Below are 12829 nucleotides of genomic sequence, written 5' to 3' on the forward strand. Positions count from 1 at the left end.
CCATGCACGTAACCTCCAAAGGACATATTATACAACTGGACGGAATACGCTTCATTGCCGTTGCCCTGGTTCTTCTTGCCCACCTGACAGACACCAATCTTCCGGCCGGAGAATTAGGTGTGACCATGTTTTTTGTATTAAGCGGATTCCTGATCACAAGGATACTGATGCTCAGCCGGGACAAGTTCAAAGAAGAACCTGGAGGCTTCAAAAGATATATACGTAAATTCCTGATTCGCAGAACCATACGCATATTTCCAGTCTATTATCTCTGTATATTCATTTTATACATGATTGGCGTTCCTTCCGTACGCGAATATCTGGGCTGGCTGGTTTTATATGCAACCAATATTTACATGGCTGTCCACGAAGGCTGGATGGGCTCTGTGGATCACCTCTGGTCATTGGCTGTTGAAGAACAGGTATATCTGATCTTCCCGTTTCTGATCTTTTTTGTTCCCCGTAAAAATCTTCTTACCGTGTTAGGCGTGATGGGTTTATTCAGCGTATTACTTCGGTTCTACTTCTTTATGACCGGAAAATCCTGGATCGTATCCTATGTTTCGATGCCTGCCTGTCTGGATTCGTTTGCTTTCGGTGGTTTTATGGCCTGGCTGCAACTCAATAAAAAAGAAGCCTTCACCAATCTGTTCAGCCAGAAATGGCTGGTAGTAGCCAGCTTGCTGGTATGGTTTTTAGTGTATTATTTCTCTGTGCAACTTGGTCTGAAATACAATCCCGTTAATAAATACAATGTCATCAAAATCGTCTTTGACCGGTTGTCGGCATCTGCATTTTCATTTTTCCTGATTGGTAGTGCCGCCGTGGGTTTCACTGGCGGAATGGCTGTATTCCTAGAGAATAAAGCAATCGTATATTTAGGGAGAATCAGCTATGGAATTTATCTGTATCATAATTTTGTTTTCAATCATTACCACAGCTACACCGTACCTAATCATCCGGTTGTAAGGCTGTTTAATAAAATTTATCGTCATTTTCCTGAGCTTCAGGGTTACCAGTCGTTCCAGGTGCTCGTCGTATGTCTGTTGACAGTACTTGTTGCTTCTGTTTCCTGGCACTTTTTTGAAAAGCCGATTAACGCATTGAAAGATAAGTACGCTTACTAATTAATGGATCACCGGAATCGGTTTCCATCTTTTAATTTATTAATTTCGCCCAAACATACCAAATAAACTTCTGCATGTCGTTTCTTTTAAGCATTGTAATGCCCGCATACAACGAACAGGATTGTATAGAAAAAGTAGTATATGGCTGGACAAGCTTCTTGAAAAATAAATTTCCAAATGATAATACCACACTAATCGTTATCAACGATGGCTCCAAGGATAATACTAAAATTCTTCTGGACAAGCTGGAAAAAGAAGTATCCAATCTGACCGTAATCAACCAAAAAAATGGTGGTCATGGAAATGCTGTTGTAAACGGCTATCGCAAAGCGCTTGAATTGGATTCTCAATATGTTTTCCAGACAGATAGTGACGATCAGTTCATTTCAGATGACTTTGATAAACTGTGGGTAAAAAGAGACCAGTCTCAATTTATACTTGGCTATCGTGAAGTAAGGCATGATGCCGGCGTTCGCTTGTTCATCACCAAATTCCTTCGCGGAACCATTTCACTGGTGTACGGCACTTTTATCATGGATAGCAATATTCCTTTCCGTTTGATAAAAGGAACATTCCTTCAAAAACTGATGAATCAGCTTCCTAATCCTGAGCCATTTGCTCCAAATATTTTTCTTTCGGTGATGGCTAAAAAATCAGGACAGGAGACTTTTGATATACCTATTACGCACAAAGACCGCGAAACCGGAACTGTCTCCATTGTAAAATGGAATTTGTGGAAGGTTTGTATCCGTAGCTTCAAAGAACTTTTGCGTTTCCGCCTCGAACTCAATGACAAAGTCAAGGCGCTGCGCGCTTAAATTTTAAGCCTGTGCTGAAAAATAAAGTTATTCTTATCCTGCTGGTGTCAGTTTTAGCATTAGCAGGATATTTTACATTTAAGTGGTTTAAAGGATCGTCTGCTGCATGGAAGCATATTCCTTCCAATGCCGTAGTGGTATTGACCAGTGAGCACTTGCAGGACTCAGCTTACACGGCAACGGAAGCAGGGCTTGATCTCAAAAAACTTCCTCTGCTTGATCTTGCCAGCGACAACATATCATTGCTGAACCAGCTTACGCCGGATGCAGCAAAGCTAAACAAGTTTCTGAAAGGCAAAACCATTACCTATTCCTACCATCCGCGAACGAGCACTGAGTGGGGTATACTGATTTACGTACCGCTTGAAAACGAGGAAGAAACCAAATGGATATCAACGCCTCAAAATCCGAACGTACGTGCATTGCATCATAACTTTCAGGATACCAGAATTACAGATATTTACGATCCCCTCTCCCGCCCTCTGTTCTCGTACATGGTGAAGGATGATTATCTCATTCTGAGTTATTTCGGAGATCTGATCGAAGATGTCGTACGCGCTTCATCACTCAACATACAGTCTTTCCGGCTAAAATCTCAGTTTGACAGGATTCAGGATGACGAATACGGCACCAGTGTATATCTGAAAGCAGAAGCCTGGAGGTCCGTTGTATCCACGGATAATATCAGCGTTACGTTCCGGGAATTTGCAAAAAACTTTCCTAACATTCAGGATCTTCACATCGGCAGGGCGCTGAATAAGGGCAGTCTTCATTTATCTTCTGTAGGAAGTGATGCACCGGATTTTTATCTCACGCAGCTGTTAATGGATAATCCGGCCCTGCCTTTCAAAGGACATAAACATATATCTCAACAAACTTCCTACTTCTACCGTTTTGCAGGAAGCGACAAGACGGCATTCAAGAAGAAATACCTGAAATGGCATAAAAAGAATGGTGGTGAATCCTGGGAAAAACTGAACTACATATTGGGCAAGGAGAGCACAATGCTGCCTGAAAATACAGGATCCGAGTTTATTCTTTGTCAATTGGAAGAAAACAACAGTATCACCGATGCAAAAATTATGTTGGCAGAATTCTCCAATTATGATAAGCTGAGGCCGGTTCTGCAAAAGCTGGCCAGATTATCCAATGAAGAAGCTAATGTATCTCTTGATAAATACCAGGGATACGACATTTTTTCAGTAGGCATTTCTGAACTCCCATCAGCGCTATATGGCAGCATGTTTGCCGGATTTCCGGTCAGCTATATCACATATATTGCCCCTTATCTTGTCATCAGCAACAATTCCCAGGTCCTGCAGAATTATATTGTGGACTATGAAAACCATATGACTTGGCAACAATCACCGGAATATGATAGTGTACTTTCTGCTAAAAAATCCGAAGCACAGCTGTCAATGGTTGTAAATCTCCGGAAGGCACAGTCCAGGGCTGGAAAATCAGGAAAGAGCTATACGGATATGCTTTCCAAAATCGAATCTGCTGTATTTGAATGTCAATATGAGGACGGTAAAGCCATTCCGGAAATCACGCTCTATCCCAAAAAAAGGCTTACACCGCAAAAAGTACTGAATCGGACTTTCCTGAATATAGATGTGGAATGGCCTGTGATATACGATAGCCAGTTACCAGCACTACAAAACCCGCTGGATGGCAGCTCCGAAATTCTTCTGACAGATGACAAAAACAGTTTGTTGCGAACCAGTGACTTAAGAACGGGCAAAACAGAGGTAATTACCAAACTCAATGGTCCTATACGTACTGCTGCATACAAGGTGGACTTCCTCAATATTGGCAGGGAACAAAGAATCTTTGCTACGGAGCAATCGATTTATGCGCTGGACGAAGACGACTCTTCCCGGATTTCCATATTTACAGAATCACTTCCGTCCAACAGCCCTATATCGGATTTGTATCTGATCGACGGAGGGTATGATGGCAGTAATCGATTTATTGTCCAAACACAAGCTCAGGAATTGTTTGTATGGGAAAGTGTCAGCAAACGAATCCGTAAACTCAATCGCTCTGTTAAATTTGAAAATATCCAAAGTCCGGTTGTAGCCTTGAACCAGATAGGAAACAGAGGTTTTATCGTTACACAGCAGAATGGAAAAATTTTCCTTCTCAAAGAGAATGGAATGGTACGTCCCGGCTTTCCTGTTGATATACTTACCAGAACAGAAAGTCCGTTTACGTGGTCGCAAAACGCAGCGAACGGGCAACCAGAACTGGTTGGGGTAAGCGTTTCAGGAGAACTGATCAGGATTAGCCAGGATGGGAAAGTAGCTTCCAGGATTCAACTGTTGAGGCCCGAGCCCGGATCCAGATTTAAGACACTCTTTGATCGCAATTCGCAGGATTGGATCGTTGTTCGATCTGCATTCTCCAAAACGGCCATACTTACCAAGGAAGGACAGGAGCTATTTGAAATCAAAGATATTTTGCCGAATTCTGTGATACAATATCACTTCTTTGGTGTAGATAACCGCTTTATCAGCATCCGATCCGGCAACTACACTACCTTGTTTGATATGAGTGGTAAACGACTGGGTGACAAAGCTATTCCATCCGAAATGCCTGTCCAGCTGACCTATCAACCCGGTTACTACAAGCTACTTATATTCAGCAGGTCGGAGAAAAAAATACAGGTTTGGTCTATTAAGCTCAGATAAATGAAATACCTCAGATATAGCGTTTTAGTATTGGGAATCTTTGTTTGGATGGTTGGATTAAATTCTGATCTCAGCTCAAAAGTTTCCAAAACAGATAGTTATCGTTATGGTGATCTTTACAGACTTTCAAATTTGTCAAAATTCAAAGATCCGGCAAAATCCTGTAATGCATACACGCCCCCCCCTAAGGCAACCAATAAGCGCATACATCTCTATGTGATCGGTGATAGCTTCACTGAAAAATTGAGAGTGGATAAAAAGGATTTCAATGCTGATGCATATACTTATCTGCATTGGAGCGAGACATTGCATTTCAGCCCTGATACGTCTGAGATCAACATATTGTTGCTGGAGACAGTAGAAAGGCATCTTAGGGAAAAGTTTCTGACGAATCCGATCCATAACATCATACCGGACTCGCGAACATTCGTTGATAATGGACACCAGCCTACATGGATGTCGACGTTGGACGGCGTTTTCAATTCAAAAGCTACCGAGGGAAGACTGGATGAATTCCTTTTTCAAAACGACTTCATTCTTGCTCTCAAAGAGTGGAAAGCCAACTTTAATTTAAAAGTATTCGACAGGACAAATCAAGAAGTAACGCGCATTAATGATGGGCGGGATCTGGTTTACTATATGGATACAGATACCGATACAACGGTATTTACATCTTCCTTTGCTGAGATAGAAAATACGGAGATTGATACCTTGGTAATAAACCTGAATGAAAGTAAAATGCTGGCTGAGAAGCTGGGATTTGATCAGGTGATTTTATCAATTATCCCCAACAAAGTATCTGTTCTGATGCCGGAATACGGGCAGTATAATCAGCTTATTGACAGAATCTATCAGCACCGTGATCTAAAGCTTGAATTTGTAGATGTTTATACGGATTTTGAAAGATTGGGAACCAAGAGTTACTTGCATGGTGACTCCCACTGGACCTGCGAAGGACAATATCTGTGGTTAAACAAGATCAATACAAAAATAAACCAGTTGGTTTCCTCTGAGCGTTTATAAAAAAACGTGGTCTGCAATTGTGAAAAAACTGCAGACCACGTTTAACAATTATTTTTCAGACCTTACAGGTTTTCCATCTTCTTGGTAAGTTTTCCAACTGTAAGTCCCTGAACAATTATCGAGAACAAGACTACGAAATAAGTGATTGCCAGCAAGAGATCTTTATGCAAATAGTTGTCTATTGACAGAGCCAGTGCAATCGACACACCTCCTCTCAAACCTCCCCACACCAGAATGGTAATGGATTTGCGGCCAAATTTATTTCGGAACGGTATAAGTTTGACTGGCAGATAAATCGACACAAACCTGGCAAACAGTACAATAGCAATTGTGATAGCTCCAATCAGGGCATATTGCCTCAGATCCGGAATCAATAACAGCTCAAAACCGATAATCAGGAATAGGATTGCATTCAGGATTTCATCGATCAGCTCCCAGAACTTATCAATATAATCCCGTTCATCTTCAGATACGCCCCCCAGATTTTTACCATAATTTCCAACCACCAAACCTGCTGCAACCATTGCCAATGGCCCGGACATATGTAATGCCTGCGCTGCAAGGTGTCCGCCCATGACAATGGCGAGTGTTATCAGTACGTGCACGTTGTAGCCATCAACTCTGTATATCATTTGAGAACCGATCACGCCAAGCACCAGCCCCAACACAATTCCACCAAGCGCCTCCTTAGCCAACAGCAGAGAAATACCTTCAAATGATGTATTAATTTCTTCTCCACGTGCCAGTGCAATCATTACAATAAAAACCACAACGGCCATACCATCATTGAAAAGTGATTCTCCGGCAATCTTCGTTTCCAGAGATTTCGGAACACCCGCCTGTTTCAAGATGCCCAATACTGCAATAGGATCTGTAGGCGAAATAAGTGCACCAAATACAAGACATTGAATAAAAGGAATAGGAAGATCTACGAAAACCAATGCATGATAGAGCAGGAAAGCGACCACAAAGGTGGAAATCACCACACTGACGGTTGAAAAAATGATGACCGGAAGCCTTTGCTCCCTAAGATCTTCTAAATGTAGGTGTATAGCGCCCGCAAAAAGCAGGAAATTAAGCATCGCTCCCATCAGAATCTCTGTAAAGTCGATACTGGCAATGAGTTTGGTGATGCTATCAAAGGTATGTGGGAAGACATTATCCGTGGCCAGTAAACCTAATGAGACCAATAAGGCAATGACCATAATACCGATAGATGCGGGTAATTTGAGATACCTCGCATTAAGATACGAAAAGACGGCTGATAGAACGATTAAGGCTGAAAATGAATAGTATAACTCCATATAGAAAATTTTGTAATAGCCCAAAATAGTAAAAAATGGCCTCAAATGAAAGGCTAACATGGTTTAAACGGGTATTTCTAATAGGATTCTAATTGAATTCTCACAACAGTTTTAAAAATATTATCCATTCGATTTACATTATTCTCCAATTACTCATAGGCCGTATCTTTCTCCGAATTTTATACCTATTTTCAGTTTTTTGTCAAACAGCACTAATCCCTCGGAATGCTATGCGCCTGCTTTATGTCTTGTTATGCTTTGGATTTATTTCTCCGACATTTGGGCAGTATGAAACCATATTTGAGAAAAGTGGTGGAAGCCAAACACCCACTTACGAAGAGGGGATCGCATTTTATAAAAGACTGGCAAAGGATTTCCCGCAGATTCAGATAAGTCAGGAGGGGCCAACCGACAGTGGTCTACCTTTACATCTTGTGCTGTATTCAAAAAATAAGGTGTTTGACATCAAAAAACTGAAAGCACAGGGAAAAGCAATTTTTCTGATCAATAATGCAATACATCCAGGTGAACCTGACGGTGTTGATGCTTCGATGATGTTGCTACGTGATATAGTACTTAATCCAAGCAAATTCCTGGAAATGCAAAACACAGTGCTGGCTATTATTCCGTTTTATAACATCGGTGGCGCACTGAATCGCAACAGCACTACTCGGACCAACCAGAATGGCCCAGAAGAATATGGTTTTCGCGGAAACGCCCGAAACTTCGACCTCAACCGCGATTTTATCAAAAATGACACACGCAATGCAAGAAGCTTTGCAGCACTATTTCACAAGCTCGATCCAGATTTATTTGCGGATACGCATGTGAGCAACGGAGCCGACTACCAATACGTGATGACATTGGATTATGCCCAGAAGGATAAATTAGGCGGGGTGTTAGGAGAATTTAATGAGAAAACATTCCTACCCTACATGTACCAATATTTGAAGGATTCCGGCTTTGAAGCGACACCTTATGTGAATGCATGGGGACAAACACCGGATAAAGGATTTGTTCAGTTTCCTGACTGGCCAAGATATTCCACCGGATATGCAGCTTTGTTTCACACAATTGGTGTCATGACAGAAACGCATATGCTGAAGCCATATGATCAGAGAGTAAAAGCTACTTATGCCTATTTGCATGGAAATCTTAAATTTTTGGGTAATCATTCTGCAAAGCTGATTCAGTTGCGGAAAGAAACGAAGGAGTCTGTTAAAACGCAGGAGAAATTTGCTGTTAACTGGCAAGTAAACAAGGAAAAAAGTGCTACCATTGACTTCCGGGGATTTGAAGCTGAATACATTTCCAGTAAAGTGAGTGGGCATGACAGGCTGCATTATGACCGCACCCGTCCATTCACCAAATCTATTCCTTTTTATGACACCTATGTACCATTGGATGTGGTTTCCAGACCAAGGGCTTATATCATTCCACAGGGATGGTTTAATGTGATAGACCTGCTCAAACTCAATCAGGTTCAAATGCGACAGTTGGAAAAAGATGAAGAACTGCAGGTAGAGACCTATTACATCACATCCTATGAATCACCAAAGCAACCTTTTGAAGGACATTACTGGCACAATGGCGTTACGCTGAAAACTGAAAATCAAAGAGTAAAATTCAGAAAGGGAGACTGGTACATTCCGGTAAATCAGTGGACTAACCGGTACATTGTTGAAACGCTGGAACCGAAAGGTGTCGACTCGTTTTTCAAATGGAATTTTTTTGATACCATTCTGCAAGCCAAGGAACATTTTTCAGCCTATGTATTTGAAGATCTGGCAGAAGAATTGTTAAAAAGTTCACCGGAGCTGAAAACCAAATTGGAAGAAAAGAAAAAGAGCGACCCTGAATTTGCAAAAAGCGGGGACGCTCAATTAAATTTCATCTATGAAAACTCTCCATATGCCGAAAAAGAATATCAGCGTTATCCTGTTTTCAGATTGGTGAATTAGAAACGAAAACCGAGATTGAAGTTGAACTCACCTGTAACTTTAATCCTATTGAAATGATAATCCACTACGTTCACAGTTTCACGGTCGATATAACGTGAGCCCAGGCCGGCGTTAAGTCCGATCTGGAACTGAGGTGTAATCTGGAAATTCACATAGTTATTGACTAATACACCGAAACGAAAATTATTTCTGGTCGTTTCTGATCCGATATAGGTGTTTCTCACCGGATCGAAGACACTTATGTAATTCCTCACCTTACCAAAAGATGTGAATAAATGAGGTCCTACCGCATAGGTTACCTTTTTCTGTCCGAAAGGATATATTTTAAATCCCGGAGAAAAATAAAACATGCTGTTATTCGGTGAACCGGAGCTGGATGAAAATAGGTAAGTGTCCGGAAACGTCACGCTTAATGGCAATGTAATGCCGAACAATCGCCTTGTGCCAACAATGCGCTCGTAATTCACGCCAATACCAGGCCCGCTATCCAGCACTTTAAATGGAGAAAAATTGATCATGTTACGTCCAAATGCCTCATCCATATTATTCGTCGGATTCCTTTTTACTCTGGCTTGACTCGGGTTCATAGATACCGTTTCTCCATTTTCAAACTCAATCTGTTTTACCTCGCCTTTTCTGATTATAAAATTGGCGCCGTCAGCAGACTTTCCAAGTTTGTAGGTTATTTTATCTATACCCACCTCAGTTACCCTTCCTTCTATCGTAGTTCCGTTTTTACGAACAATCACATCCTGGGCATAGCTGTAAGACAGAAATACATGGAAGATAAGAAGACAAAAGATTTGATTTTTCATTTTAAATTTTCCTGAATGATGAAGGATAAAAAGATGGCCCGATATTGATTATATCTCCGGTTACAGTGACAAAGAAACGAAAAACAGGACAAAAGTTACATGATTTTAAATTCACAGAGAACATTTATCTGTGAGAAGTGTGTGCGCCATATAGTATGCCATGAACGATTAAGAATCTAAATCTGTTAGACGATAAGTGTACACGCCAGATCTGTGTACAGCTGATTTATTTTTTGCTCTTTCCATTTATGAAATATTTTGGTAGAGCGCTTTAACACAACCAAATGACATTTCAGGAATTAGACCTCATTGAGCCCATATCCCGGGCTCTGACGGAAGAAGGATACACAAAACCTACCCCCATTCAGTCGAAAGCAATACCATTTATTCTTCAACAAAAAGATTTACTGGGCTGCGCTCAAACCGGAACCGGAAAGACAGCAGCATTTGCAATACCTATTTTACAGCTTCTTCAGAACAAACCGCTGGAAAAATGGGAAAAATCAAGAATCAGAACGTTGATCCTTACACCTACACGCGAGTTGGCCATTCAGATCGGAGAAAGTTTTTCGGCTTACGGAAGACATACAGATATAAGGCATACCGTTATTTTTGGAGGTGTAGGACAGAAACCACAAACAGATGCCCTGCATAGAGGTATAGATGTCCTGATCGCAACACCCGGCCGTTTGCTGGATCTGATCAATCAGGGTTTTATCAAGCTTAATCAGCTGGAAATATTCGTTCTGGATGAAGCCGACCGTATGCTGGATATGGGTTTTGTACACGACGTGAAGAAAATACTTAAACTTTTGCCTCCAAAACGCCAGTCTCTTTTCTTCTCAGCTACGATGCCACCTGCGATTATGACGTTGGCGGACACCATTCTGACAAGACCAGCTAAAGTAGAAGTGACACCCGTTTCCTCTACCGCAGATACAATTAACCAGTCGGTATTCTTTGTTAATAAGTCTGATAAAAATTCTCTGTTGCTGCATATATTAAGTGACCAGACTATTGCTACGGCATTGGTCTTTACCAGAACAAAACACGGCGCAGATAAAGTAGTAAAGGTTTTACGCAAAGCAGGTGTAACCTCAGAAGCCATTCACGGGAATAAATCACAGAATGCCCGTCAGAATGCGCTGAAGAACTTTAAAAGCCAAACCACACGTGTGCTGGTAGCAACAGACATCGCCGCACGTGGAATTGACGTGGATGATTTAACGCACGTTATCAACTATGAAATTCCCAATATTCCTGAAACATACGTTCACCGCATAGGCCGAACCGGAAGAGCAGGCGCAAAAGGAATTGCTCTGTCATTCTGTGATGTGGAAGAAAAAGGTTATCTGAAAGATATTCACAAACTCATTGCAAAAAATATCCCGGTCGTAAAGGATCACCCTTACAGCACCATGCGATAAATCAGGAAGAAAAACGGATAACCGCAATGTGAACCTCATCGTTTACTTTGCGGTTATTTTTTGACTAACATCTTCGCATTATGACCAAAAATACTTTTTCTGATATATCACTTTCTGAAGCACGACAAAAGGTGAATCGACCCAAAACGGTTCTTATTGACGTAAGAGAGAAATGGGAATTTGAAGAATTCAACGAAGGAGGTTTGAATATACCACTTGCAGAAATCCGTGAGCAACGATCTTTGGTTGAATCATTTGAAACAATCATTGTCATCTGTACCAATGGCGTTCGGAGCAAAGTAGCTGCAATGGATTACTGCCGTATTCCTGAATGGCTGGATAAAACCATTCTGCATGTGAAAGGAGGAATTATTGAATCAGAATAAATAATGTGGCTCATTTCTGATACTGTATCACTCCGTCTTTCATGACCATTCTAACAATCAAAAGGAACCTTCTTAAAATCTTTCCTAAGATCTCCGTCAAACACTGTGATATCTGCCAAAGCATTTGCTTTGATTACCCCAATTTCATCTTGCATTTCAAGCGCAATAGCCGCGTTTGCAGTTGATGTTTTCAACACATCTTCCGCTGAAAGACCATAATCAAAATAACCTGATAGCGTATATTTTGCGTCATCACCTCTCACTATTTTCATATGATGGTATGCATTAGATCCCGCTACAATCATAACTCCCAACTCATTAGCACGCAACAAGCCTTTACCCCAGGGCTCAATACTTTTCTTAATTTCATCTGCGTTGTATTCCTGATGTGTCAGCTTATGATACCGGATAAAACCATCCATTGAACCGTAAGTAGGTACCAGATAAATTCCTTTTTTTGCCATCAGTCTAAAAGTGGTATCTCTGAAGCTATACCCATGCTCAATACCATCTACACCTCTTTCAATAGCTGCCTGAGCTGCCCAGTCCCGATCACAATGCGCTGTTACTTTTACTCGCTGTCCATGTGCAGTTTGTACAATTGCCTTTATTTCCTCCGGATGCAGAGTCAGCCGGTTACCAATCGCCATAATCTTTATCACATTTACACCTTGTACGATATGTTCCTTTACAGCTTTGATTGCTTCTGCAACACCGCTCACCATACTGTATTCCTGCTTTGAAACTCTTTCGAAGTCTGCAACTGGTAAACCATCCAATTGTCCGTCCATAGAACCAATAATCGGTCCGGAAACTAACATTCTTGGCCCATCGATATAACCTTTATTAATGGCATTCCGAACTTCAATGTCCAGATACTGTCCCGAATTACCCAAGTCCCGTATAGTTGTAAAACCTGCTTCCAGATAAGTTTTGGCATAATGAGCTGCTCTTAAAACTCTACTTTCGGGCGATTGCATGACAGTATCAACCGAAAGCGGTTCTTTCAGACCTTGATTAGTAAGGATATGTGTATGCGCATCGATCAGCCCCGGACTTACCGTTGCATTGCTGTAATCAAGAACGACCGTACCTTTGGAGATTTCTATTTTCTATCCCACTTTTAGTATCCGATTACCCTTAATAAGTATCTGCTGATTTTTTAGAAAGACCTTCTTCTCCGAAGCATATCGTTGCCCCGCTTTAATAAGAATTTGTTCCTGAGCCTTTTGCGCCAAAACAGTACCTAATGTAGCAATTGATACCTGTATAAAA

At 41.3% G+C, this 12829-nt stretch carries 10 protein-coding genes; 7 read left to right on the forward strand and 3 right to left on the reverse strand.

The window, feature by feature from the left end; translation table 11 throughout:
- Positions 1 to 2: 2 nt before the first annotated feature.
- The 4 genes from AC1XUE_RS06980 (at position 3) to AC1XUE_RS06995 (ending at position 5661) form a co-directional block, all read left to right on the forward strand.
- Positions 3 to 1127: an acyltransferase family protein gene (locus tag AC1XUE_RS06980; protein ID WP_483355220.1), complete on the forward strand. Its 1125-nt coding sequence runs from the start codon at positions 3 to 5 to the stop codon at positions 1125 to 1127.
- Between the two features lie 74 nt (positions 1128 to 1201).
- Positions 1202 to 1945, forward strand: coding sequence for a glycosyltransferase family 2 protein (locus tag AC1XUE_RS06985; protein WP_483355221.1), 744 nt, complete (start codon positions 1202 to 1204; stop codon positions 1943 to 1945).
- 11 nt (positions 1946 to 1956) lie between these two features.
- Positions 1957 to 4638 carry a DUF3352 domain-containing protein gene (locus AC1XUE_RS06990; protein ID WP_483355222.1) on the forward strand — a complete coding sequence of 894 codons (2682 nt, stop codon included), beginning with the start codon at positions 1957 to 1959 and terminating at the stop codon, positions 4636 to 4638.
- Positions 4639 to 5661, forward strand: coding sequence for a hypothetical protein (locus AC1XUE_RS06995; RefSeq protein ID WP_483355223.1), 1023 nt, complete (start codon positions 4639 to 4641; stop codon positions 5659 to 5661).
- 62 nt (positions 5662 to 5723) lie between these two features.
- On the opposite strand, the gene AC1XUE_RS07000 is transcribed toward AC1XUE_RS06995, so the two are convergent.
- Complete coding sequence (locus AC1XUE_RS07000; protein ID WP_483355224.1) at positions 5724 to 6965, reverse strand: cation:proton antiporter; 1242 nt, start codon at positions 6963 to 6965, stop codon at positions 5724 to 5726.
- 230 nt (positions 6966 to 7195) lie between these two features.
- Here AC1XUE_RS07000 and AC1XUE_RS07005 point away from each other — a divergent pair, with 230 nt between their 5' ends.
- The gene (locus tag AC1XUE_RS07005) at positions 7196 to 8926 is read left to right on the forward strand and encodes a M14 family metallopeptidase (protein WP_483355225.1); all 1731 of its coding nucleotides are present in this window, start codon (positions 7196 to 7198) and stop codon (positions 8924 to 8926) included.
- Here AC1XUE_RS07005 and AC1XUE_RS07010 read toward each other — a convergent pair.
- On the reverse strand, positions 8923 to 9741 hold the full coding sequence (locus AC1XUE_RS07010) for a hypothetical protein (protein WP_483355226.1): 819 nt from the start codon (positions 9739 to 9741) through the stop codon (positions 8923 to 8925). The two genes, AC1XUE_RS07005 and AC1XUE_RS07010, sit on opposite strands and share 4 nt — an antisense overlap.
- Positions 9742 to 10025: 284 nt before the next feature.
- On the opposite strand from AC1XUE_RS07010, the gene AC1XUE_RS07015 reads away from it, so the two are divergent.
- Entirely contained in the window at positions 10026 to 11168 is a 1143-nt protein-coding gene (locus AC1XUE_RS07015) for a DEAD/DEAH box helicase (protein WP_483355227.1), read from the forward strand.
- Positions 11169 to 11248: 80 nt separating this feature from the next.
- Positions 11249 to 11554 carry a rhodanese-like domain-containing protein gene (locus AC1XUE_RS07020; protein WP_483355228.1) on the forward strand — a complete coding sequence of 102 codons (306 nt, stop codon included), beginning with the start codon at positions 11249 to 11251 and terminating at the stop codon, positions 11552 to 11554.
- Positions 11555 to 11604: 50 nt separating this feature from the next.
- On the opposite strand, the gene AC1XUE_RS07025 is transcribed toward AC1XUE_RS07020, so the two are convergent.
- A complete protein-coding gene (locus tag AC1XUE_RS07025) occupies positions 11605 to 12663 on the reverse strand; it encodes an amidohydrolase family protein (protein WP_483356000.1) in 1059 nt (352 codons plus the stop codon).
- Between the last annotated feature and the right edge of the window lie 166 nt (positions 12664 to 12829).

The sequence above is a fragment of the Dyadobacter sp. HNCC25DJ187 genome, assembly GCF_056895255.1.